Annotated in this window: 18 protein-coding genes and 1 pseudogene; 15 read left to right on the top strand and 4 right to left on the bottom strand. The window is 69.8% G+C overall.

Annotated features, from left to right (window positions below; genetic code table 11):
* Nucleotides 1–136: 136 nt before the first annotated feature.
* A complete protein-coding gene (locus ACFYPC_RS02955; protein WP_388669659.1) occupies nt 137–1,363 on the bottom strand; it encodes a serine hydrolase domain-containing protein in 1,227 nt (408 codons plus the stop codon).
* 609 nt (nt 1,364–1,972) lie between these two features.
* Here ACFYPC_RS02955 and ACFYPC_RS02950 point away from each other — a divergent pair.
* A complete protein-coding gene (locus tag ACFYPC_RS02950) occupies nt 1,973–3,739 on the top strand; it encodes a beta-ketoacyl-[acyl-carrier-protein] synthase family protein (protein WP_388669656.1) in 1,767 nt (588 codons plus the stop codon).
* Between the two features lie 434 nt (nt 3,740–4,173).
* Entirely contained in the window at nt 4,174–5,403 is a 1,230-nt protein-coding gene (locus tag ACFYPC_RS02945) for a beta-ketoacyl-[acyl-carrier-protein] synthase family protein (RefSeq protein ID WP_388669654.1), read from the top strand.
* 288 nt (nt 5,404–5,691) lie between these two features.
* Here ACFYPC_RS02945 and ACFYPC_RS02940 read toward each other — a convergent pair whose 3' ends face one another.
* Nucleotides 5,692–6,837: a Ku protein gene (locus tag ACFYPC_RS02940; RefSeq protein ID WP_388669651.1), complete on the bottom strand. Its 1,146-nt coding sequence runs from the start codon at nt 6,835–6,837 to the stop codon at nt 5,692–5,694.
* A gap of 114 nt (nt 6,838–6,951) precedes the next feature.
* Between ACFYPC_RS02940 and ligD the strand changes: the two genes are divergently transcribed.
* Complete coding sequence (ligD, locus tag ACFYPC_RS02935; protein ID WP_388669648.1) at nt 6,952–7,839, top strand: non-homologous end-joining DNA ligase; 888 nt, start codon at nt 6,952–6,954, stop codon at nt 7,837–7,839.
* 192 nt (nt 7,840–8,031) lie between these two features.
* On the opposite strand, the gene ACFYPC_RS02930 is transcribed toward ligD, so the two are convergent.
* Nucleotides 8,032–8,835 (bottom strand): nuclease-related domain-containing protein, encoded by an 804-nt coding sequence (locus ACFYPC_RS02930; RefSeq protein ID WP_388669645.1) that lies wholly within the window; start codon nt 8,833–8,835, stop codon nt 8,032–8,034.
* Nucleotides 8,836–8,933: 98 nt separating this feature from the next.
* On the opposite strand from ACFYPC_RS02930, the gene ACFYPC_RS02925 reads away from it, so the two are divergent.
* From ACFYPC_RS02925 to ACFYPC_RS02870, 12 genes and pseudogenes are all read left to right on the top strand, one after another.
* Entirely contained in the window at nt 8,934–9,443 is a 510-nt protein-coding gene (locus ACFYPC_RS02925; RefSeq protein ID WP_388670042.1) for a protein phosphatase, read from the top strand.
* A 159-nt stretch (nt 9,444–9,602) separates the two neighbouring features.
* Nucleotides 9,603–10,436 carry a hypothetical protein gene (locus ACFYPC_RS02920; RefSeq protein ID WP_388669642.1) on the top strand — a complete coding sequence of 278 codons (834 nt, stop codon included), beginning with the start codon at nt 9,603–9,605 and terminating at the stop codon, nt 10,434–10,436.
* Complete coding sequence (locus tag ACFYPC_RS02915) at nt 10,433–11,893, top strand: ATP-binding protein (protein WP_388669639.1); 1,461 nt, start codon at nt 10,433–10,435, stop codon at nt 11,891–11,893. The genes ACFYPC_RS02920 and ACFYPC_RS02915 overlap by 4 nt, the downstream gene beginning before the upstream one ends.
* Nucleotides 11,894–12,185: 292 nt before the next feature.
* Nucleotides 12,186–12,656, top strand: a complete 471-nt coding sequence (locus ACFYPC_RS02910; protein WP_388669636.1) for an SH3 domain-containing protein — start codon at nt 12,186–12,188, stop codon at nt 12,654–12,656.
* Nucleotides 12,657–12,768: 112 nt separating this feature from the next.
* Nucleotides 12,769–14,145, top strand: a complete 1,377-nt coding sequence (locus ACFYPC_RS02905) for an FtsW/RodA/SpoVE family cell cycle protein (RefSeq protein ID WP_388669633.1) — start codon at nt 12,769–12,771, stop codon at nt 14,143–14,145.
* Between the two features lie 190 nt (nt 14,146–14,335).
* Complete coding sequence (locus ACFYPC_RS02900) at nt 14,336–15,793, top strand: penicillin-binding transpeptidase domain-containing protein (RefSeq protein ID WP_388669630.1); 1,458 nt, start codon at nt 14,336–14,338, stop codon at nt 15,791–15,793.
* A 363-nt stretch (nt 15,794–16,156) separates the two neighbouring features.
* The gene (locus ACFYPC_RS02895) at nt 16,157–16,582 is read left to right on the top strand and encodes a hypothetical protein (protein ID WP_388669627.1); all 426 of its coding nucleotides are present in this window, start codon (nt 16,157–16,159) and stop codon (nt 16,580–16,582) included.
* 228 nt (nt 16,583–16,810) lie between these two features.
* Nucleotides 16,811–17,737 (top strand): annotated as a pseudogene (locus ACFYPC_RS02890) (diiron oxygenase).
* Nucleotides 17,738–17,829: 92 nt separating this feature from the next.
* The gene (locus ACFYPC_RS02885; RefSeq protein ID WP_388669624.1) at nt 17,830–18,555 is read left to right on the top strand and encodes a TetR/AcrR family transcriptional regulator; all 726 of its coding nucleotides are present in this window, start codon (nt 17,830–17,832) and stop codon (nt 18,553–18,555) included.
* Nucleotides 18,556–18,579: 24 nt separating this feature from the next.
* Nucleotides 18,580–18,885 carry a hypothetical protein gene (locus ACFYPC_RS02880; RefSeq protein ID WP_388669621.1) on the top strand — a complete coding sequence of 102 codons (306 nt, stop codon included), beginning with the start codon at nt 18,580–18,582 and terminating at the stop codon, nt 18,883–18,885.
* A gap of 102 nt (nt 18,886–18,987) precedes the next feature.
* Nucleotides 18,988–20,184, top strand: coding sequence for an NlpC/P60 family protein (locus tag ACFYPC_RS02875; protein ID WP_388669618.1), 1,197 nt, complete (start codon nt 18,988–18,990; stop codon nt 20,182–20,184).
* Between the two features lie 371 nt (nt 20,185–20,555).
* Complete coding sequence (locus tag ACFYPC_RS02870) at nt 20,556–23,048, top strand: SpoIIE family protein phosphatase (protein ID WP_388669615.1); 2,493 nt, start codon at nt 20,556–20,558, stop codon at nt 23,046–23,048.
* 57 nt (nt 23,049–23,105) lie between these two features.
* Here the strand turns inward: ACFYPC_RS02870 and ACFYPC_RS02865 are convergent, their stop codons facing one another.
* Nucleotides 23,106–24,359, bottom strand: a complete 1,254-nt coding sequence (locus tag ACFYPC_RS02865) for a styrene monooxygenase/indole monooxygenase family protein (protein WP_388669612.1) — start codon at nt 24,357–24,359, stop codon at nt 23,106–23,108.
* Between the last annotated feature and the right edge of the window lie 28 nt (nt 24,360–24,387).

The raw sequence follows: 24,387 nt of genomic DNA, 5'->3' as shown, positions 1-24,387 counted from the left end.
AAGCTGTCCCATGACGGTGCGCCGGTCGGCGACGCACTTTGCGTGGATCTTCAGAGGGACGTGGAGGTGACCGGGGTGACCGGGGTGACCGGCACGAGCGGTCAGGGGCACCGGGGCGGAGTGTCCGGACCTCGGCTCAGCGTCCGGCGGGCCGGGCGTTGTGGCGTGTGGGGGCCGGGCGGTCGTAGACGTTGTCCGGGGTCACGATCTCCGTGATCGCACGGGCGAGCAGCGAGGACGGTTCCTGTCCCGCGTCGGTGATGTCGGTGTTGATCATGACGACCAATGTGGCCTTCTTCGACGGCAGATAGACGGTCACGGTCTCGTAGCCGGGGATGGAGCCGTTGTGGCCGATCCAGCCGCCGGATTTGAAGATGCCGAGGCCGTAGCTCAGGCCGGGAAAGCCGGTCGGGAGTGTCTTGAGTCGCTCCGCCTGGGTTTCGGGACTGAGGAGTTCGCCGGTGGCTACGACCTTCGCCCAACGGCGCAGGTCGTGCAGGTTCGAGATCATCGCGCCGGCCGCCCAGGCCCAACTGGGGTTCCAGTCCGTGGAGTCGGCGACCTCGCCGCTCAGCGTCTGGTTGGTGTAGCCGCGCGGGTGCGGTTCGGGGAACTCGGGGCCCGAGGGGAACAGCGTGTGCCGCAGGTGGGCCGGGCGGAGCACCCGCCTCTCGATGACGTCGGCGAGGCGGTGACCGGTGACCTTCTCGATGACCAGGCCGAGGAGTACGAGGTTGCTGTTGGAGTACTGGAACGCCGTCCCCGGCTCGAAGGTGTTCGGGTGCTTGAAGCCGTAGGCGAGCACCTCCTGCGGGGTGAACGTGCGACTCGGGTCGCTCAGCAGGTCGTGCACGAAGTCGGGGTCGGCGCTGTAGGGGAACAGACCGCTGCGCATCTCGGCCAGTTGCCTCAGCGTGATCCGGTCGCCGTCGGGTACGCCGTCGACGTAGGCGGAGATCGGGCGGTCCAGGCCGATACGACCGTCGTCGACGAGCTTGAGCAGCGCGGTGACCGTGAAGGTCTTCGTCTCGCTGCCGATCCGGAAGAACTTGTCGGTGGTCATCGGCTCGCCGGTGGCGGTGTCGGCGACCCCGGTCGCACGGACGTAGCTTCCCTTGCCGGGCATCCACAGTCCGACGACGACGCCGGGGATGTCCGCCTGCCTGCGGACCTTCTCGATGGCCTTGTCCAGTCTGACAGTCAGTTTGTGATCGAGCTGCGGCGGGTGCTCGTCGCCCCTGTCATGTCGGGCGACTGCCGCCGACGCGTTGACGGCCGTCGCGGGAATCGCGGTCAGCGGTGCCAGTACGGACGCCACGAGCAGGGTGGCGGCGAAGACGCGGCGGGAGGGGGTACGTCGCATGTGCAGGCGCCTCTTCCAGGTCAGGGGCTGAGGTGGCAACGTCACCATCCGACCCCTGGGTGGAGGTCTTCGTCGGGCACGCGTTCGGCGAAGTCCACTCGTTCGGAGCCACGTTGTCTCCTTGGGTGTCCACGGCCCGGACCGGGCGCCCCCGGACATGCTGACGGGGCCTGGTGTCAGCAGGTCTCGGGGAGGGGCCGTCGGTGTCCTTGGGCAGGACGAGCTGGTCGCGGCGGACGATGCTCAGGGTGGCCTTCTGGGGCGATGGCCAAGCCATCTTGGACGTAAGGAATAAATCGCCCATATCGCGTCAGGTCAATCGAGTAGCCTCTGGGCTGGCTTCGCCCGGTCGCACCGAACAGCCGCGAGCTCGGGCCTTTCTGACGGCACGTCGCAAGCAGCAACACTTTCCCGGCCTCTGCCCCTGATTTTTCTGCACCTGATCTTTCTGCACCTGATCTTTCTGCCGCATTCCTCCGGAGGAGGCGGGCCCCATTCTGGGTGACGTTGCGCACAATAAGGGTGGATGCGTCTAGGCAAGCGGTTGTTTGTCGTTAACAGTTGGGCTGGATATTTCCTGTCCAACCGGCCCAGAAAGCTCCCTCTCGCATGCGCAATTCTTCCGACGTCCCCGTGCAGCCCCACGCAGTCACGGTCGCCGAAGTGATTCCCGGTGATCTCCTCGCTCTGTCGGAAGAGGATGTGGTGGCGGACAGGTGGTACGTGGTGATGCACACCTTGCCCGAGAACCCGCGGACCATTCGGCTGGCCCTGCGGCCGCCTCTCGGAGGAAGTGATCACGAGCGGGTGTTCCGGCGGGATCACCAAGTGACGGTGGGGTGTCGGCGGATGGACGTCGCCGGGATTCCCGAGATCGATTCCGCCGATCTGGAAACGGTGGAATTCAGGGACGGGGATCAGGTCACCTCCCTGCGCGCAGTCGACCCCGGGGCCGTCGAGGAGTCGTACAGCCGCCGGTGGGGGCAGTGGTACCGGCACCTCGAGAGCCGGGAAGAGGAGCCGGTGTCGGACTCGGGGCTGCGGGAACAGGCCGCGCGGGAAGTCGCGGAAGGATATGTCGTACGGCATCTTCCGCGGCCGCGTGCGAGTGCCGGCAGCGGTTCCAAGCGGCCTCGGCGGGTCGTCGTGACCGGGCTCGGGGCCGTGACGCCGCTCGGGATAGGCGTGGACGAGCTCTGGCAGGGGCTGGTCGAAGGGCGTTGCGGGATAACCGAGTTGGCAGGTGCGGAGTTCGACGGGCTGCCTGTGCGGATCGCGGGGAGTGTTCCCGTGGATCCCGCGGGGCTGCTGCCCCGGCCGCAGGCTCGGCGGATGAACCGTGCCGCGCAGTTCGCCGTGCTCGCCGCACGGGAGGCCTGGCAGGACGGCGGCCTTGACGTGGCCGGGACGGTCGAGAGCGGGCTCGAACCCGAGCGGGTCGGGGTCAGCGTCGGCGCCATTCTCGGGGACGCCTCCGTGCTCGTCGGCGGCGACCGGCAGTTGCGGGACAAGGGGCCGCGCGCCGTGTCGCCCCTCACCACGCCGATGACCGTGCCCTCGCAGGCCGCCTCCCAGGTGTCGCTGGCGCTGCGGATCACCGGCGAGGCCCGCACCGTGAGCAGCGCCTGCGCGTCCGGCACCGAGGCCATCGGGCAGGCCATCGACCGCATCCGGTACGGGCATGTCGACATCGCCCTGGCCGGTGGTGCGGAAGCCGTGATCACGCCGGCGATCATGGCCTCGTTCGCCGCGATGCGCGCACTGTCCACCCACGCCCTCGGATCCACCAGCCCCTCCCGGCCGTTCGCCAAGGACCGCGACGGTTTCGTCAACGGCGAAGGGGCCGGCTTCCTGCTGCTGGAGGCCGAGGAGCACGCGCGGGCCCGTGGCGCCCGGATCTACTGCGAGGCCGCCGGCTGGGGGCTGTCCGCCGACGCGCACCACATGGCTGCGCCCGATCCGTCCGGCAAGGGTGTCGCACTCGCGATGCGCCGGGCGGTACGCGACGCAGGCGCCCATGTCGTGGACGTCGTACACGTCAACGCCCATGCCACCGCCACCTCCGACGGTGACCTCGCCGAGGCGGGTGCACTGCGGGCGGTGCTCGGCAGGAGCGTTCCCGTGACCGCGCTCAAGGGCCACCTCGGGCATCTCCAGGGCGCCGCGGGCGGGGTAGAGGCCGTTGCCGCCGTACTCACGCTCCACCACGGGCTCATTCCGCCGACCATCGGCTGCGAGGACCAGGACGACGCCATCGAACTGGACCTGGTGACCAAGAGTCCGCGACCGCTGCCCGCCCTCGGCGACCTCGCCCTCAGCAATTCCTTCGGATTCGGCGGCCACAACGCGGTGTTGGCACTTCGACGCATCGGGTGATTCGGCGCATCAGGTGATTCGGCGCGTCGGGTGGTTCGGCGCGTCGGGTGGTTCGGGCGGGCACGCGCTTTTCAGAGGGGACGCCTGCTTTCAGGCGGGCGTGTGATTTGAGGCGGGGCGTGTGTTTGGAGGTGAGGCGCCTGCCTTCAGACGGACGCACGCTTTGGGCGGACGCACGATTTGAGCCGCCGCACGCTTTGAGGTGAGGCGCCTGCCTTCAGACGCACGCACGCTTTGGGCGGACGCACGATTTGAGCCGCCGCACGCTTTGAGCTGACGCACATGACTTCAGGCCGACGTGCGCTTTCGGGGGGACGCCTTCTTTGCCGCGGGGGGATTCTTCGCCGTGGTCTTCTTCGCCGCCGCCGTCTTCTTTCCGGCAGCTTGGGCAGTCGACTTGGTGGCCGGCTGCTTAGCGGCCTCGGCGGGTCGTCGTGACCGGGCTCGGGGCCGTGACGCCGCTCGGGATAGGCGTGGACGAGCTCTGGCAGGGGCTGGTCGAAGGGCGTTGCGGGATAACCGAGTTGGCAGGTGCGGAGTTCGACGGGCTGCCTGTGCGGATCGCGGGGAGTGTTCCCGTGGATCCCGCGGGGCTGCTGCCCCGGCCGCAGGCTCGGCGGATGAACCGTGCCGCGCAGTTCGCCGTGCTCGCCGCACGGGAGGCCTGGCAGGACGGCGGCCTTGACGTGGCCGGGACGGTCGAGAGCGGGCTCGAACCCGAGCGGGTCGGGGTCAGCGTCGGCGCCATTCTCGGGGACGCCTCCGTGCTCGTCGGCGGCGACCGGCAGTTGCGGGACAAGGGGCCGCGCGCCGTGTCGCCCCTCACCACGCCGATGACCGTGCCCTCGCAGGCCGCCTCCCAGGTGTCGCTGGCGCTGCGGATCACCGGCGAGGCCCGCACCGTGAGCAGCGCCTGCGCGTCCGGCACCGAGGCCATCGGGCAGGCCATCGACCGCATCCGGTACGGGCATGTCGACATCGCCCTGGCCGGTGGTGCGGAAGCCGTGATCACGCCGGCGATCATGGCCTCGTTCGCCGCGATGCGCGCACTGTCCACCCACGCCCTCGGATCCACCAGCCCCTCCCGGCCGTTCGCCAAGGACCGCGACGGTTTCGTCAACGGCGAAGGGGCCGGCTTCCTGCTGCTGGAGGCCGAGGAGCACGCGCGGGCCCGTGGCGCCCGGATCTACTGCGAGGCCGCCGGCTGGGGGCTGTCCGCCGACGCGCACCACATGGCTGCGCCCGATCCGTCCGGCAAGGGTGTCGCACTCGCGATGCGCCGGGCGGTACGCGACGCAGGCGCCCATGTCGTGGACGTCGTACACGTCAACGCCCATGCCACCGCCACCTCCGACGGTGACCTCGCCGAGGCGGGTGCACTGCGGGCGGTGCTCGGCAGGAGCGTTCCCGTGACCGCGCTCAAGGGCCACCTCGGGCATCTCCAGGGCGCCGCGGGCGGGGTAGAGGCCGTTGCCGCCGTACTCACGCTCCACCACGGGCTCATTCCGCCGACCATCGGCTGCGAGGACCAGGACGACGCCATCGAACTGGACCTGGTGACCAAGAGTCCGCGACCGCTGCCCGCCCTCGGCGACCTCGCCCTCAGCAATTCCTTCGGATTCGGCGGCCACAACGCGGTGTTGGCACTTCGACGCATCGGGTGATTCGGCGCATCAGGTGATTCGGCGCGTCGGGTGGTTCGGCGCGTCGGGTGGTTCGGGCGGGCACGCGCTTTTCAGAGGGGACGCCTGCTTTCAGGCGGGCGTGTGATTTGAGGCGGGGCGTGTGTTTGGAGGTGAGGCGCCTGCCTTCAGACGGACGCACGCTTTGGGCGGACGCACGATTTGAGCCGCCGCACGCTTTGAGGTGAGGCGCCTGCCTTCAGACGCACGCACGCTTTGGGCGGACGCACGATTTGAGCCGCCGCACGCTTTGAGCTGACGCACATGACTTCAGGCCGACGTGCGCTTTCGGGGGGACGCCTTCTTTGCCGCGGGGGGATTCTTCGCCGTGGTCTTCTTCGCCGCCGCCGTCTTCTTTCCGGCAGCTTGGGCAGTCGACTTGGTGGCCGGCTGCTTCGTCGTCGTCTTCGCCTTCGTTGCCGACGTCGTCTTCGTTGCCGACGTCGTCTTCGTTGCCGACGTCGTCTTCGACGGTGCCTTCGTTGCCGTCTTCGTCGTCGTCTTTTTCGCCGTGGTCTTCTTCGCTGCCGGCTTCTTCGCCGTCGACTTCTTTCCGCCGACTTCCTTGGGGGCCGAGCGGGCCGCGAGCCGGGTGACTTCGGCGGCTTCGCCGGTCTCGGTGGCTTCCTCGCTCTCGCCCCGTGATTCCTTGGCCGCGCGCACGCTCTTCTCCAGGGCGGCCATCAGGTCGAGCACCTTGCCACCGGTCTTCTCGCCGGTGGGGGCGGCGGGGGCCTCCACGCCGGAGGCCTTGGCCGCGATGAGTTCGTCGACGGCCTCGCGGTAGTCGTCGTGCAGGTCTTCGAGATCGACCTCGCCGAGGGTGTCCATCAGAGCGTCCGCCAGGTCCAGTTCCTTGTCCCGGACGGTGACGGCGGTGTCCGGGGCCACGTCCTGGGGGGCGCGGATCTCGTCCGGCCAGAGCAGGCCGTGCATGGCGATGACGTCGTCGACGACGCGGAGCATGCCCAGGCGTTCCCGGCCTCGCAGGGCGAACTTGGCGATGGCGACCTTCTGGCTGCGTTTCAGGGCCTCGCGCAGGAGGGTGTACGGCTTGGCGGCGGGGACGCCGTTCGCGGACAGGTAGTACGCCGTGTCCATCTGGAGCGGGTCGATCCGGTCGGCCGGTACGAAGGCCACGATCTCGATCGTCTTGGCGGTCGGGATGGGCAGCTGGGCCAGATCCTCGTCCGTGATCGGGATCAGTGTGCCGTCCGCGTCCTCATACGCCTTGCCGATCTCCCCGGTCGTGACCTCGCGGTCCTCCACCTCGCAGAACTTGCGGTAGCGAATGCGGCCGCCGTCGTCGAGGTGAATCTGGCGGAAGGAGACCGAGTGGCTCTCCGTTGCGTTCACGAGCTTGATCGGAATGCTGACCAGGCCGAAGGAGATGGCGCCGTTCCATATGGATCGCACGTGCAGCACCTTCCACTCGGGTGTAGACCGTTTCAGGGGGAGGAGGGTGGATGGTCTCAGATGATTTCAGATGGTTTCGTGATATTTCCTACTGTTCGGTGAGATTGTCATCGTATGACGCCGATCACCGTGGTGGAGGGGCGAAGGCTCGCGCTGAGCAATCTGGAGAAGGTCCTCTATCCGGCGACCGGCTTCACCAAAGGCGAGGTGCTGCACTACTACGCGACGGCCGCCGAGGTACTGCTGCCTCACCTCAGGGACCGGCCGGTGTCCTTCCTGCGTTATCCGGACGGGCCCGACGGCCAGGTGTTCTTCGCCAAAAACGTGCCGCCGGGTACGCCCGACTGGGTCACCACCGCCGAGGTGCCGCGGTCGGAGGGGCCGGCGCGGATGGTGCTGGTCCAGGATCTGGCGAGTCTGATGTGGGCGGCGAACCTCGTCACCGAGTTCCACACACCCCAATGGCTCATCGGGACGCCCGGCGACGCGGACCGGCTGGTCTTCGATCTCGACCCGGGGGCGCCCGCGACCGTCGTCGAGTGCTGCGAGGTCGCGCTGTGGCTGCGGGAGCGGCTGGCCGCGGACGGGATCGAGGCGTACGCGAAGACGTCCGGGTCGAAGGGGCTGCATCTGTTGGCGGGCCTGGAGCCGACTCCCTCCGGGCGGGTGACCGAGTACGCCAAGGGGCTGGCCGTGGAGGCGGAGAAGGTGATGCCGGGGCTTGTTGTGCACCGGATGACGCGGACGCTGCGGGCGGGGAAGGTGTTCGTGGACTGGAGCCAGAACGCTGCGCGGAAGACCACGGCGGCTCCGTACACGCTGCGGGCGCGGGCGGAGCCGACGGTGTCGGCGCCGGTTACGTGGGAGGAGGTCTCCTCGTGCCGTTCCGTTTCCCAACTGGCGTTTCAGGCTCCGGACATCGCTGCGCGGGTGGAGGAGTACGGGGATCTGCTGGGGCCGCTGCTCGATCCCGGTCAGGCCTGCGCTCTGCCGGAGGCGTGAATGGAGTGCGTTTTTCGCCCCCTACGCCCTTACCCGTCCCTTGCTCCTGGGGGCTGCCGCCCCCGACCCCCGCTTCGGCCTGAACGGCCTCGTCCTCAAACGCCGGACGGGCTGGAAAACCTCCCACGGCCGGGGCTGAAGAGCGCCGCCCCAGCAGGTGGGTGCAGTGGGGCGGCAAGACCCTTGCCGCGCTCACACCCTTGTCCACGTGTGCCGGTCACGCGCCATCGCGTGCAGCGCCTCCACGTCCGCCGGTTTCAGGACCCCGCCCAGCCGGGACAGGGTCACGAGGTCTGTGTCCTGGAGGATGCGGAGGTCGCGGAGCGGGGCGGCGATGTGCAGGGTGGCCGGGCCCGCGACTGCGAGGACGGCGTGGACCTCGGCCGTGAGGGCGTACGAGGCGCGGTCGGCGTCCGCACGGACGCGGCGGAGCAGGGGGTGCGGCTCGCGGCGGCCGACGGTGACCATCGGGTCGGCCACCAGGACGCGCTGCTTCCGGGCGTACAGGGTGTGTACGGAGAAGAGGCCGCCGGGGCCGATGACCAGATGGTGCAGGCGGTCGCCGCCGGGGAGCGGGAGTGAGTGCAGGGTGTGCCAGCCCGCGCCCTCCAGATGGTCGAGGGCCTCCCCCACGGCCTGCTCGGCGGCGAGCGCGCGGCGCCGCGGGTCGGGGCGGAGACGGTGTGCCGGGCCCGGGTCGCGGTCGAGGGCGATCACCAGCGCCTCGCCGGGGCGGTTCGGTGCCAGGTCGTCGTCCGGGTGAAGGGTGAGTCTGGCCAGCTCCGCCGGAGTGGGTACCGGCGGCGGCCCCACCGTCACCGGGCCGGTCAGGAACGGGCCGAGCGCGTCGAGCACGTCCTTTCTGCGGTCCTCGCTGAGCAGGTTGACCCTGGCCGACTCCCTGTCGTACCAGGCGACGTTCCTCCCGTCCGTCAGACAGACGTACAGCCGCTCCTGGCCGTGCCGCCAGGTCGGTATGACGCGCAGTCCGTTCATGCACCATCACCCCATGACCATGGGAACAGGCGGGGTGCTCCAGGGGCAAGAACCCGGTTACCTTTGTGAGCAGTTGGGGGAGCTGGTGGGAGGCGTCGTTGCGGACCCGCAGAAGACCATCGGATGTGCCGGCCCCGGACAGCCCGTGGAACGAGATCGTGCCCGGCCTGTGGATGGGCGGGCACTCGTTCGCGGGGCGGTCCGGCGATCCGGAGCTCGCCGTCGTACACGATGAGTTCGACCTGGTCCTGACCCTGTTGCGGCTTCCGGGGCACGGGCCGGACCCGGGCGTCGAGCACCACGTGTGGCCGGTCCCCGACGGGCCTCTCGACGGTACGCAGCTTGCGGGCGTCATACGTCTCGCGCAGGCCGCCGACGACGCGCTGGAGGACGGGCGCCGGGTACTGGTCCGCTGTTTTCACGGCTACAACTGCTCCGGGCTCGTGGTCGGACACGCGCTCATGCGCGCCGGACACAGCGCGGACGAGTCGATACGGCTGATACGGAGCCGGCGCTCGCCGTGGGCGCTGCACAACGAGCTGTTCGTGGAATATCTGCGGGCCGGGCTCAGCACGGCCCGGCTTCTTGAGGAACTGGCGGAGCCCTGAGAGCTGGGAGGTGAGGCTGAGGCTGCAAGCTGGGGCGTAGAGCTGAGGGCCGAGGGCCGAGGGCTGGACAAAAAGGGCTCTCTGGCGAATAAAAGTACTTCCCCACCAATAAGGTGTGCGGGCGAGCCTCTCGCCTCCCATCCTCCTCGCAGGAGCTCAGTGACCCAGGACCGCCGCGTAACCACGGCCCGCCGCTTGCCCAGGGCTTTCGTCCTGCTCGCCGCGGTCCCGCTGCTCGCACTGGCCGGCTGCGGGGACCAGGGTGAGCTGCGCGGAGCCGGCGAGACACCCACCGCCGTGGGCCCGTCCCGGCTGTGGCCGACGCTGGCGCCCGCCACGACGCCCGCGCTCGACTACGGCGAGGCCGACACCGAGATCGTCAAGGGCATCGAGATCGCGAACGACGACATCCACCAAGTGGATCCTGTCGCGGTGCTCAGGGCGCAGGTCGCCGCCCATCCGGACGAGTACACCGGCCGGACCGCGATGTATCCGGAGACCGCCGAGCGGCTCGGCGACTGCGGGAACGCGTCAAGCGCGCGGGGCAAGGACTGTCCGGTCCTCCAGCCGTACTACCGCGATCTCACCGGCGACGGGAAGGACGACCTCATCCTGGGCTTCACGCTGCTCGGGGACCAGTTGACCGTGCGGGTCTACACCTTCGAGAAGCACCAACTGGTCCAGGTCATGAACACCACGGACGCCGTGATCGGCGTCGAGTTCGCGGGCCGCGACCTGATCGTCCGGGCCGCCTCCACCCTGCCCGGCTACGAGTACCGCACGGTCTGGTCCTGGGACACGCACCAGCACGCGATGCTGGCGACGCGCGACGAGATCCTGCGGATCGGCGACTCCACCCCCACCTCCGCCCCCACGACCACCTCCGCCCCTACGTCCACGTCCGCCTCCACCTCCACTCCCACGTCCGACTCCACCCCGACATCCGAATCCACTCCCACCTCGACGCCGAGTGCCTCCCCGAGCGCCTCATGAGACGCCCCCTTCGGTACCTGCTCCAGCGCCTCCCCCAGTGGACCGCCACCCTCACCTGGAAGGCCGCCGCCTTCATCACGGTGATGTGCTGCGGCCTCGCCGCCCTCCTCGGCATCCTCGTGCACGTCTCGGTGACCGACCAGACCGTCGGTGAGGCGCGTGAGCGTGCGCTCGACCGGCTCACCGAGGCGACGACGGCGTACGAGGCGGGAGACCGGCTTCCTCCGGGCACGGGCATCGGTCTCCCGGGACTGCCGGAACAGTTGCGCGAGCTGGCGGCGGACGGGCGGCGCGGCACGATGGTCGGCGACGACCAGGACCGGCGCCCCACGATGTGGGCGGCCGGGCCGGCCGACGGAGGGCGGGCGCTCGCCGTCAAGTTCGACTACTCACAGGGCGCCCACGCCATCGAGGCGCTGGACCGCGCGATCGTCTGGTCCTCGGCGCTGGCGATCGGGGCGACGCTGCTGGTGGGAGCGTTCGCGATGACCCGGGTGACACGGCGGCTGCACGCGACGGCGCGGGTCGCGCGGCGGATCAGCGCGGGCGACCTGGACGCACGCGTCAACGATCCCCGTACGGTCGTGGACCCCCGTACGGTCATGGACCCTCGCGCCGCCCCAGACCCCCGCACGGTCGTGGACCTCCGCCCGGTCGTGGACCTCCGCCCGGTCATGGACCCCCGCGCCGTCGCAGACCCTCGTACCGTCGGCGGCCCTGTCGGCACGACCGGCCGTCCTGCGGGCACAGTCCCTCGAACGCCGGCCCCCGCCCGCCGCCAGGACGAGGTGGCCGCCGTCGCCGCGGCCCTCGACTCCATGGCGTCGTCGCTGCAGGGCAAGCTGCTGAGCGAGCAGCGGTTCACCGCAGATGTGGCGCACGAGCTGCGTACCCCGCTGACCGGGCTGCACGCGGCGGCCGAACTGCTGCCGCCGGGGCGCCCGACCGAGCTGGTCCGCGACCGGGTCGCCGCGCTGCGCACCCTCACCGAGGACCTGCTGGAGATCTCCCGCCTCGACACGCGGAGCGAGCGCCTCGACCTGGACTGGGAACCGCTGGTTCCGCTGGCCGAGCGGGTGGTGCGGGCGTCGGGGGCCCCGACCGAGGTACGGGTCGTGCGGGAGGCGCGCGTGGAGACCGACCGGCGCCGGCTGGAGCGGGTGCTCGGGAACCTGGTGGCCAACGCGCACAAGCATGGGCGGGGGCCCGTGGTGCTGACGGTCGACGGCCCTGTCGTCACCGTGCGGGACCACGGTGACGGCTATCCGAAGTACCTCCTGGAGCACGGGCCGCAGCGGTTCCGTACGGAGGGCGGTGCGAAGGGGCATGGCCTCGGGCTGACGATCGCGCTCGGCCAGGCGGAGGTGCTGGGTGCGCGGCTGGCGTTCGCCAACGCTCCGGACGGCGGGGCGGTGGCGACCCTGGCGCTCCCGACGACGGAGCAACCGCGACCCTGACGCTGCCGACGGCGGAGCGGTGGCAACAGCAGCCCTGACGCTCCCTCAGGCCCCTCAGCCCCTCAGCCCCTCAGCCCCACGGCCCCACGGCCCCACGGCCCCTCGGCCCCTCGGCCCCTCAGTCCCACGGCCCCACGGCCCCCTCACTCCGATGGCCCTAAGGGGCACCCCGACGGCCGAGAAGGCTCCGCGCTCCCCCGGCGCCCCGATGGCGCATCGTGAACTGCGCGCACCCCGACCCCCTCCTAATGTGGCGATTAGTCAGTTTCGCCCCCCTCCTGGAGGAGTCCCCATGTCCCCCAAGCCCCTGCGGTCGACGTACACCCGTCTCGCCATAACTCTCGCCGCCGGCAGCCTCATCGCGCTCGCCGGCGCCACCCCCGCCCTCGCCGACGAAGACTGGGACCCCGGGAGCGGCGAGAGCCGCGACTGGGACAACGGCGACTCCGGACGGGACGACGGCGACAGGGACGACGAAGGCCGCGAATGGGAGAACGGCCGGGACGACGGCCGCGACAACAACCCCCGCCGCTACAAGGGCCGCGTCAACGCCCGCGGCGGGCTGGCCCTGCGCACCGCCCCGAACCGTGGCAGCCGAGTACTGCGCGTCGCGAGGTACGGCGAGGTCGTGCACATCTTCTGCAAGACCTCCGGTCAGTCCGTCGACGGCAACCGCCTCTGGTACCAGCTCACCGACGGCACCTGGGCGTGGGGCGCCGCGCGCTACATCGACAACATCGGCCCGGCGCCTCGCTGGTGCTGAGCGCCCCCTCCACAAGGTGCGCAAGGTACGTGAAGCGCGCAACGTACACCGGATCAGCCCGTTTATCACTCCATGACGGGACATCAGGATCGCCGCTTGCTACGTTCCGGACATGATCCAGCCCGGAATGTCCGGAACGACTGTGGCGGCGGACCCGCCCGCCCCCGCTGTACGCCTGCCCAGGCGCCGTGGCATCGAGTTCACCCTCATCGTCCTGGCCGTCCTGCTCTGCGTGTACGGCTACTGCGCTGTCGGTCTCGCGAAGAACGGCACCGTCCCGCCCGGCGCCGCCGGTTACGGCGCCGGGCTCGGCGTGCTCGCCCTCCTCGCGCACTTCGCGGTGCGCTTCCGGGCGCCGTACGCGGATCCGCTGCTGCTGCCCATCGCCGTACTCCTCAACGGCCTCGGTCTGGTGCTGATCTACCGGCTCGACCTGGAGACCCCCCGCGACCAGGCGGCTCCCGCCCAGCTCATCTGGTCGACGCTCGGCGTCGCGCTCTTCACCGCGGTCGTGCTCTTCCTGCGCGACCACCGTGTCCTGCAGCGCTACACGTACGTCTCCGTCGTCACCGCACTCGTCCTGCTCACCCTGCCGATCTTCTTCCCGGCCGTGAACGGCGCCCGCATCTGGATCCGGATCGCCGGATTCTCCATCCAGCCGGGCGAGTTCGCGAAGGTACTGCTCGCGCTCTTCTTCGCCGGCTACCTCGCCGCCAACCGCAACGCGCTCGCGTACACCGGCCGCCAGATCTGGCGGTTCAAGCGGCTCCAGCTCCCCACCGGGCGCGTCCTCGGCCCGATCGTCGCGATCTGGCTGCTGAGTGTGGGTGTGCTGGTCCTTGAACGGGACCTGGGCACGTCGCTGCTGTTCTTCGGCCTGTTCGTGATCCTGCTGTACGTCGCCACCGGCCGCACCGGCTGGATCGCGGTGGGCCTGCTGCTCGCCTGCGTGGGCGCGGTGGCCGTCGGCTGGCTCGAACCGCACGTCCACAGCCGGGTGCAGGACTGGCTGAGCCCCTTCGCCTCGATCGAGGCGGGCGAGGGACCCAACCAGCTCGCCCAGTCCCTCTTCGCGTTCGCCGCCGGGGGGATGCTCGGCACAGGGCTCGGGCTCGGCCACTCCATCCTCATCGGCTTCGCCGCCAAGTCGGACTTCATCCTGGCGACGGCGGGTGAGGAGCTGGGCCTGATCGGTCTGTCCGCGATCTTTCTGCTGTACGCCCTTCTCGTCGAGCGCGGCTACCGGGCCGGCCTCTCCCTGCGCGACCCCTTCGGACGGCTCCTCGCCATCGGGCTCGCGTCGATCGTGGCGCTCCAGGTCTTCGTCATCGCGGGCGGGGTCACCGGTCTGATCCCGCTCACCGGCATGGCGATGCCGTTCCTCGCGCAGGGCGGCTCCTCGGTCGTCACCAACTGGATCATCGTGGCGCTGCTGATCCGGATCAGCGACTCGGCACGGAGTCAGTACGACGGGACGGGGACGCCGTGAATCGTCGGGGGCGTCTTCGGATGCACCTTCGAGTACGTCTTCGGTCGCCACTTCGAGAGCAATTTCGAGTGCGACTTCAGGTGGGCCTTCAGGTGGGCCTTCAGGTGGGCCTTCGGATGCGGCTTCAGGTGGGTCTTCAGGTGGGTCTGCAGGTGGGTCTGCAGGTGCGTCTTCCGGAGGTCGTTGCGTTGTGACGCGTTACATCCGTAGAGCTGCGGCTCTGTGTGCTGTGCTGCTGGTGGCTCTCCTTGTCAACGCCACCCGCGTCCAGGTCTTCCAGGCCCGTTCGTACGACGACAACCCCGCCAACCGCCGCCAGCCGATCGCCCGTTACGGGCAGCCGCGCGGTGACGTGCTGGTTGGCGGCAGGCCCGTCACCGGCTCCAAGGACAGCGGCGAGCAGCTCCGCTATGAACGGACGTACAAGAACGGGCCGCTGTACGCGCCGGTCACCGGCTTCGCCTCGCAGGTGTACGGGACCGAGTTCCTGGAGGGCGCCGAAGACGGCATCCTCTCCGGCAGCGACCCGATGCTCGCCCCGTTCCCCCTGTGGAACGACTTCACGCGCTCCCAGAACCCCGGCGGCAAGGTCGCCACCACGCTCGACCCGGCCGCGCAGCTGGCGGCGTACGAAGGGCTCGGCTCGCGGCGGGGCGCGGTGGCCGCGATCGAGCCATCGACCGGGAAGATCCTCGCGCTGGTGTCGACTCCGTCGTACGACCCCGAGGTGCTGTCCGGGACGGGCCCGGCGGTGGCGGAGGCCTGGGCGCGGCTGAACGGGGACGAGAGCAAGCCGATGCTCAACCGGGCGATCCGGCAGACGTATCCGCCAGGGTCGACGTTCAAGGTGGTGACGGCCGCGGCGGCGCTGGACGCGGGTGTGGTGACGGATGTCGACATGCCGACCGACTCACCGAACCCGTACACGCTGCCGGGTACGACGACGACGCTCACGAACGAGATCGAGGGCTGTGAGAACGCTTCCCTGCGGTATGCGTTCGAGTGGTCCTGCAACACCGTCTTCGCGAAGCTGGGCGTGGATGTGGGGCTGGAGAACATGACACGCTCAGCGGCGAACTTCGGTTTCAACGACCCGAAGTTGAGGATTCCGTTCGCTGTCGCGCCGTCCAACTTCGATACGCGGTTGGACCGTGCGCAGCTGGCGCTGTCCTCCATCGGGCAGTTCGACACCCGGGCCACGCCCCTTCAGATGGCGATGATCTCGGCGGCCGTGGCCGGGGGCGGGGCCGTCAAGTCGCCTTATCTCGTGGCGAAGACGATGACCCGGGGTGGCGCCACGGTGTCCACCACCGGGCCCAGGACCCTGCATCAGGCGATGAATCCCTCCACCGCGCTGCGGTTGCGTGAGCTGATGACGGACGTGGTGACAGAGGGCACCGGCACGAACGCCGCCATCCCCGGCGCCACCGTCGGCGGCAAGACCGGCACCGCCCAGCACGGCATCGGCAACGCCGGTACCCCGTACGCCTGGTTCATCTCCTGGGCCGAGCCCGCCGACTCCATGGGGGCGTCGGTGGCCGTCGCGGTCGTCGTCGAGGATGCGGCGGCCGAACGGGGAGACATCAGTGGGGGCGGGGATGCCGCTCCGATCGCGAAGGCGGTGATGGAGGCGGTGCTCGGGCTCTGAGCGGCCGGTGGTGACGCTCGGATCGCGAGAACGGGGTGCGGTGTCTTCCCAGCCGACGGCGCGCAGGGGCAGGGGCTACCCGTTGGGTGCTCCAGAGGGCCTGATGTTCTGCCGCTCCCTGCAGGGCTGTATTGCGTATTCCTGCGGCGCGCAGGGGCAGGGGCTACCCGTTGGGTGCTCCAGCGGGCCTGATGTTCTGCCGCTCCCTGCAGGGCTGTATTGCGTATTCCTGCGTGGCATAGGGGTGAATCGGGACCGCATGTGCGATGCGGCCGGGTCTGCGCACCTGCCGGGGCGCCAAGACTGCGGTGTCCGTCCCTCTGGACGGCAGGCCAGACGACCGCTCGACGTAAGGCAGGACCGATGAAGTTGACCTACCGTTTCGCCGCCGTGTGTGTGCTCACGCTCGGGCCTTTCGGGCTCGGCGGGCAGGCGGTGGCCGCGCCGCACGACACGACTGCCCCCGTGTCGACCTTCTGCAACAACCCCGTCAACCTGAGTCTCGTCGCCGCGCCCGGCGGCAGCGGGCTCCTCGGGGAGCTCCTCGGGAGCCTGGGACTTGGTGGCGCGGGCGGCGAGACCGGTGCCGGTGGCACGGGGACCAGCACTCCTTCCGAGGACGGCACCGCCACGGGTGGCGAGGGTGGCTCGCCCACGACCTCCAGCGACCAGGAGGCGAACAACAACCGTTGCGGCAAGAGCGTGGACATCGACCAGTCGCGCTCCGCCGGCAGCGGCAGCGACGGCGGTGGCGAGCAGGTCGTCGACAGCACCCGGCGCGCGCGGTGACGTGAATTACCCGGCCGGCTCGTGGTGGCTTCCTTCCACGGGCCGGCCTTGCCATGTCCGCTCCGCGGTCCGCGAGCGCTGGTTCATCCGGGGCAGGCGTGTCGTCAACATCTCGGGGGAGAGGTATTGACGGACTTGCTGACACGCAGTCTCATAAGTTGTGACCGCCGGTAACTCCTGGAGATCCGGCACGACTTGGATGTGGATGTGGATGGGGTGGGGACAGCGATGACCGAAGGCGGAATCGATGGTCTGCGCGACGCACTCGGTCTGCTCAAGGACCGGGAGCAGGTGGCCGAGCGGCTGCTCGACTCCTCCGCCAAGCACTCCTTCGACCCGGACAAGGAGCTGGACTGGGACGCGCCGTTCGAGGACGGCAAGTGGTTCTGGCCTCCGGAGCTGGTTTCGCTCTACGACACCCCGTTGTGGCGGCGGATGGGCGAGGAACAGCGGATCGCCCTGTCGCGGCATGAGGCTGCGGCGCTGGCGTCGCTGGGGATCTGGTTCGAGATCATCTTGATGCAGCTGCTTGTGCGGCACATCTATGACAAAGCCGCGACCAGTGCGCATGTGCGGTACGCGCTGACCGAGATCGAGGACGAGTGCCGGCACTCGAAGATGTTCGCTCGGCTGATCACGCGGGGCGGGACGCCGCACTACCCGGTGAGGCGCCTGCACAACAATCTCGGGCGCTTGTTCAAAACCGTCTCGACCACTCCGGGGTCCTTCACCGCGACGCTGCTCGGTGAGGAGATCCTTGACTGGATGCAGCGGTTGACGTTCCCGGACGAGCGGGTGCAGACGCTCGTACGAGGAGTTACGCGTATCCACGTCGTGGAGGAGGCGCGGCATGTGCGTTACGCCCGGGAGGAGTTGCGGCGGCAGATGGTGACGGCGCCTCGGTGGTAACAGGAGTTCACCCGGGTGACCTCGGGCGAGTTCGCCCGCATCTTCTCCGTCGCGTTCGTCAATCCCGAGGTCTATACGAATGTCGGGCTCGACAAGCGTGAGGCGGTGGCCCAGGTGAGGGCGAGTGGGCATCGGCGGGACGTGATGCAGACCGGGGCGAAGCGGTTGACCGAGTTCCTCGATGACATCGGGGTGCTGCGGGGGGCCGGGCGGCGGTTGTGGAAGGCGTCGGGGTTGCTGGCCTGAGTCCGCCCGGTGGCGCTTGCCACCGGAGGGGGAGCCGGTACATCCATCCAGTGGCGCTTGCCGCCGAGGGTGGGGCGGTTACGCTGCCCGGCATGACCTCCGCGGCTCCCACCCCCGCTTATCGTCGGCTCAGTGTCGAGGAGCGGCGTAGTCAGTTGCTCGACGCGGCGTTGTCGCTCTTTGCGCAGCGGGCGCCCGAGGAGGTGTCGCTCGATGATGTGGCGGAGGCCGCGGGGGTGTCGCGGCCGCTCGTGTACCGGTACTTCCCGGGCGGGAAGCAGCAGTTGTACGAGGCTGCGCTGAGGTCCGCGGCTGAGGAGCTGGAGCACTGCTTCGCGGAGCCCCCGGAGGGGGCACTGACGGAGCGGCTGTCCCGGGCGCTCGACCGGTATCTGGCGTTCGTCGATCAGCACGATGCCGGGTTCAGTGCCCTGTTGCAGGGCGGGAGTGTCGTGGAGACGTCTCGGACCACGGCGATCGTGGACGGGGTTCGGCGGGCCGCCGCCCAGCACATTCTTGATCATCTGGCGGTGCGGGATCCTGGGCTGAAGCTGCGGACGACCGTACGGATGTGGATCACCGCCGTGGAGGCCGCCTCCCTCATCTGGCTGGACGAGGGGAAGGAACCGCCGCTGGACGAGTTGCGGGACTGGCTTGTCGAGCAGTTCGTGGTGACGGTCGCAGCCACCGCGGGGCGGGATCCGCAGACCGCCGCGGTGGTGAAGAGCGCGCTCGCCGGGGAGACGGTGGACGGGGTCGTGGGCTCGTTGGCGCGGCGGATGCTTCCCGTGATCGGCGATGCCGCGCGGCTCCTGTGACGACTGCTTTGTGACACTGGTGCGGTGAAGAGCGAAGACACTCCCTTTGTCGGTGGGCCGCTGGACGGGCGGGTACTGCCTGTGCTGCTCGGGGCCACCGGGCATCCGCCCAAGGTCTATCGGGTTCCGGTTCCGGACGCGGGCGGTGGGCCACCCACCGTGCTCGTCTACCGGCGCGTGCAGGCGGGGCGGAGCGGGCGGCTCGGGCTGCATCTGGGGTGGCGGTACGAATACGACCCTCAAGGGCGAGCGGAGCGGGGGCTCACGTGGCCCTGGTCCAGATCTCGCGGCAAGCCGGACGCCACGCCGCGCGCCAACGCCGACGAGTGACCTTCTTCGGCCGAACCGACCACCCGGCGCGCGCCCGGGATGCGCACCCCCGATTCTTCCGGTGAGAGGTGGACGGCCCACCCCCGCACCGGAGGTGATGACGTGTCAGGAAGGCTTCTGCGTCTGTGCTGTACGGCGGCCGTGACGACGGCGACCGCCGGGGCGCTGCTGGCGTTCCCGCCGGCCGCGTCTGCCGTTCCCGCGCCCTCGGATCCCGGTTCGCGGCCCGTCGCCGAGTTGCTGACGGATCTTCAGCGGCTGTACCGGGACGCGGAACGCGCCACCGAGACGTACAACGCGACCGAGGAGAAACTGAAGAGACAGCGGGCCGAGATCGTCCGGCTGGACGGGAACCTCGCCAAGGCCCGCCTCTCGCTGCACGACAGCCGTGGCGCCGCGGGGCGGCTCGCGCGGCAGCAGTACCAGGGCAGGACCGAGATCTCCTCGTACGTACGGCTTCTGCTCGCCCGGGATCCGCAGCACGCGCTCGACCAGGGACATGTGATCCGGCAGCTCTCGCTGGAGCGGGCCGAGACCGTGGAGCGGGTGGTGGGGAACGAGAAGCGGATCGCCGGTCTCGCACGGGAGGCTCGCAGGGCGCTGGACGGTCAGCTCACTCTTGCCGAGCGTCAGAAGAAGGCGCGGGACGAGGTGCGCGGGCGACTGGAGGACGTCGAGGAGCTGCTCGCCTCGCTGACCGTCGATCAGCTCGCCGAGCTGGCCGAGTTCGAGAAGTCGGGAGAGGCCGCGGCGCAGAAGAAGTTCATGGCCTCCGGTGCGCTCAGCAGCGGTGTGCGGCGGCCCTCGCGGGAGGGTGAGGAGGCCCTGCGGTACGCCGTCGAGCAGATCGGCAAGCCGTACGAGTGGGGTGCGGAGGGGCCGGCGTCGTACGACTGCTCGGGGCTCACCTCACAGGCCTGGGAGCGTGCCGGCCGCCCCATCCCCCGGACCAGCCAGGAGCAGTGGGCCAGGCTGCCGCACATCCCGCTGAGCGATCTGCGGCCCGGCGATCTGGTGATCTACTTCCCCGAGGCCACTCACGTCGCCCTCTACCTGGGCGACGGGGTGGTGGTACAGGCTCCGCGGCCCGGAACGAAGATCAAGGTCTCGCCCATTGCGGCCAATCCGGTGCTGGGGGCTGTACGGCCGGATCCGGGCCCTCCCCTGCCCCAGGGGAGCTACACCCCGCCAAGGCTCCCCCAGGGAGCCATGTCAGGTTCCCACGACGGTAACGGTGCCCCCCTGCAGAGGCGCGGAAAGCTGCACGATCGGCCGCAGGCCGCCCGCACCCCGGGATGAAGTCCCAGGCCCCGCCACCGAAGCCGGGCACGCCTCCGCCTTCTCCGGCTGACAGAAACCGATGCACGGCTCTACAGAAGCCGATGCACAGCTCTACAGGAACCGATGCACGGCTCTGCAAAGCTCCTACCAGCGGATCCACCTCAGCTCAGCGCCCTGTCCGCGCGTCCGCCCACTGACCGCGATGACCTGCAGACGCGGGCCGCGAGGGGCCCGGAGCCAAGCCCCGGCGAGCCGGACCGGCCGCTGCCCGACCGCGGCGCAGCCTGGTCGCCGAGCAGAGAATGCGCGAACCTCGGACGCCCGGGAAGGCAGACAAATCCGCCTTAGACTGAGAAAACCGAAACGCTGTGCTGAGCGACAGGCGGATCATGACCGCAACCCGATCGAAGCCGCGCGTTGGATGGGGTCTGACGCGCCTTACGGCGGTCGCGAGCGGCCTGCTCGCGCTGCTGATCGGCCTCGCCTTCGGCGTGCTGCTGTGGGCCATCGAGGACATGCGTGACTCGACGGACGCGCGGAAGAGCATCCGGACGGCGCTCGTCGAGGCTACCGGCCTCGAGAAGCTCGTCCTTGACGTCGAGACGGGCCAGCGCGGCTTCGTCATCACCCGGCAGGACCGCTTCCTGGAGCCGTGGGAAGCCGCCAGGCGCGACTTTCCCGGGCAGGCACGGGAACTCGTGCGTGTCACCGACCCTCCAGGGCTGAGGGAACTGGCAGTGCAGATCACCCGTGACGGAGAGTCCTTCATCCGGGACTATTCGGTCCCGCTCGTCGAGTCGGCAAAACAGAACGATCCCTCCGCACGGAGTGTGGAGACGACGGCCGAAGGCAAGGACCGGGTCGACGGTTTGAGGGCTGAGTTCGACCGTTTCGAGAGGGACGCACGTTCCATCCTGGCGGCGCGTGAGGAAATCGCCGAGGACAGGGTGCGGTTTTCCATCGCGGCGGCGACGGCCGGGCTCGGGGGGTCGGTCGTCCTCGTCGCCGCTTACACGGGATATCTGACTCGGGCGATCGTGGGGCCGGTCCGCAGGGCGGCCGCCGTTGCGGCCCGGCTCGCCGAAGGAGAGTTCTCGGCGCGCATGCCCGAAACGAGTGCGGGCGAGATCGGCGACCTCGAGGTCGCGTTCAACACCATGGGGAACTCGCTGGAGGAGAGCCGCGAACTGACAGAGGTGGCGCACAGACGCCTCAAGCTGCTGTACGGCGCCAGCCTGGCGATCGGCACCACCCTCGACGTGGGTAGGACCGCGCAGGAACTGGTGCAGGTGGTGGTCCCCGGGTTCGCCGACTTCGTCACCGTCGACCTGGCCGTGTCCGCCTGGCAGGGCGAGGAGCAGCCGCGGGACGGGGGTGCGAAAGTACGCCGGGTCGCCACCGGAGGCGTCCTCACGACCCCTCCGCTCGATCCGGCGGGCGCCCTGATCACCTCGGCTCCGTCCACGTCGCGGGCCCGCAGCTGCGGCAGCGGGCTCGCGTCGGTCGAGCCCGATCGGCGCACTTCCCCTGCGTGGCCGTCCCAGGATCCGGAGCAGACCGGGCGGATCCTGGACCATGGCATCCATTCGCTGATCACGGCTCCGCTGCAGGCCCGTGGCATGCGGATGGGCACCGTCACCTTCTGGCGCTCGCGTTTTACCGGACCGTTCGACGAGACCGAGCTTTCCTACGCCGCGGAGCTGACCGCCAAGACCGCCGTCGCCATAGACAACGCACGGCGTTACACCCGCGAGCGGGACACCGCGCTCACCCTGCAGCGCAGTCTGCTGCCACAGCGTCTCCCCGAGCAGCCGGCTGTGGAGACCGCCTCCCGTTATCTGCCGGCGGGCTCACAGGCCGGGGTGGGTGGCGACTGGTTCGACGTGATCCCGCTGTCCGGCGCCCGGGTCGCCCTCGTCGTCGGGGACGTCGTCGGCCACGGCATACACGCCTCCGCGACCATGGGGCGGCTGCGCACCGCCGTACGGACCCTGGCCGACGTCGACCTGCCGCCCGACGAACTCCTCACGCACCTGGACGACCTGGTCATTCACCTCACCAGCGATGAACAGCCCGGCATCGCCGAAGGTGACGTGGCTGCGATCGGCGACCTGGGAGCCACGTGCCTGTACGCCGTCTACGACCCCATCTCCCGCTCCTGCACCATGGCCACTGCCGGTCACCCCCTGCCCGTCCTGGTGACCCCCGACGGTGCCCCGGCCCCTGTGACCGGGCCCATCGGCCCCCCGCTCGGCGTCGGTGGCCTGCCCTTCGAGACCACCGAGCTGCACCTGGCCGCGGGCAGCGTCCTCGCCCTGTTCACCGACGGTCTGATCGAATCCCGCGACCGCGACATCGACCATGGCCTCTCCGAGCTGACCCAGGCGCTGGGGGCGCCGGTGACGTCGCTGGAAGACGCCTGCGACACGGTGATCGACCGCCTGCTCGGGGGCCTGCCGTCCGACGACGTCGCCCTTCTCCTCGCGCGAACCGGAGCCCTGTCCCCGGATCAGGTCGCCACCTGGGACATCCTCCCCGACCCGGCCCAAGTCGCCCATGCCCGGACGCTCGCCACCGACCAGCTCGACGCCTGGGGACTCACGGACATGGAGTTCATCACCGAACTCGTGGTCAGCGAGCTGGTCACCAACGCCATCCGCTACGGAGTTCCCCCGATCCAGCTGCGGCTGATCCGCGACCGCACACTGATCTGTGAGGTCTCGGACGCCAGCAGCTCAGCGCCCCATCTGCGCCGGGCCCGGGCCTTCGACGAGGGCGGCCGCGGCCTGCTGCTGGTCGCCCAGCTCACCCAGGGCTGGGGCAGCAGACACACCACCTCCGGCAAGATCATCTGGTGCGAACAGACCCTGCCTCGCCGCTGAATCGCTGTTCGGAAGCTCGTCAGGCGCCGGTGACCTCGTCAAGCGCCGGTGACCTCGTCAGGCGCCGGTGACCGAGGCCAGGTAGGCGCCTGTCTTCTCCGGCTCGTAGAAGAAGTTCTCGAAGTCGCTGGGGTCGTTGAAGCCGTTCGCGAAGCGATCGGCGACGGGCGGCAGTTGACCCGCCGCGCCGATGAGGTTCAGGACGTGCTCCGGCGGAGCACCCAGCATGGCGTTCGTCCACTTCGTCACGTGCTGAGCCGTGCTCCAGTACCCGTCGAACGTCGCACGCATCCAGGCCTCGTCGAACTCCTGATCCCCGTGCTCGACGATCGAGGTGAGATAGGCCGCGGCACACTTGGAGGCGGAGTTGGAGCCCTGGCCGGTGATCGGGTCGTTGGCGACGACGACGTCTGCGACACCCAGGACCAGACCGCCACCGGGGAGGCGGCCGATCGGGTTGCGGACGGTGGGGGCGTAGCGGCCGGACAACGTGCCCTGGGCATCGGTCAGTTCGACCTTGGTGGCCCGGGCGTACTCCCACGGCGTGAACCGCTCCATGAGTTCCAGGGTCAGGGAGAGGTGTTCGGCCGGGTCCTTGACGCCCTGGAAGACGTCCAGCGGGCCGCCGGGTATGCCCTCCCAGAACAGGATGTCGGCCCGGCCGGAGGTGGTGAGGGTCGGCATGACGAAGAGTTCACCGACGCCGGGGACCAGGTTGCAGCGGACCGCGTCGTAGTCCGGGTGCTCCGGGCGCGGGCCCAGGCCGTGGACGTACGACACGGCGAGCGCGCGCTGCGGCTCCTTGTACGGGGAACGGGAGGCGTCCCGGCCGAACATGGCGACCAGCTCGCCCTTGCCCGCGGACACCATCACCAGGTCGTACGTACGGGCGAAGAAGTCGAGGTCGGAGACCGCCGCGCCATGGATGACGAGCTGGCCGCCGCGCTGCGCGAACGTCTCCATCCAGCCGGCCATCTTCACGCGCTGGTCCACCGACTGCGCGTACCCGTCGAGCTTGCCCACCCAGTCGATCGCGCGCTGCGAGGGGCCCGGGTCGAAGGAGCCGGGAGCCGCGACCGAGACGCCGAGTCCTTCGATCTTCGGGGCCTGGGACTCCCAGAAGTTCAGCTGGAGATCGCGCTCGTGCTGGAGTGCCGTGTCGAACATGCACTGCGTCGACATGACACGGCCGGTGCGGATCTCGTCCGCGGTCCGGTTCGACATCAGGGTGACCTCGTACCCGTGCGACTGGAGGCCGAGGGCGAGCTGGAGTCCGGACTGGCCGGCTCCGACGACGAGTATCTTCCGCATGCGGGTGGTGTCTCCTACGACTTGGGCG

It is taken from the genome of Streptomyces sp. NPDC005808 (assembly GCF_042871385.1).
Taxonomy (GTDB): Bacteria; Actinomycetota; Actinomycetes; order Streptomycetales; family Streptomycetaceae; genus Streptomyces.
This window is presented reverse-complemented; position numbering and strand designations above follow the sequence as displayed.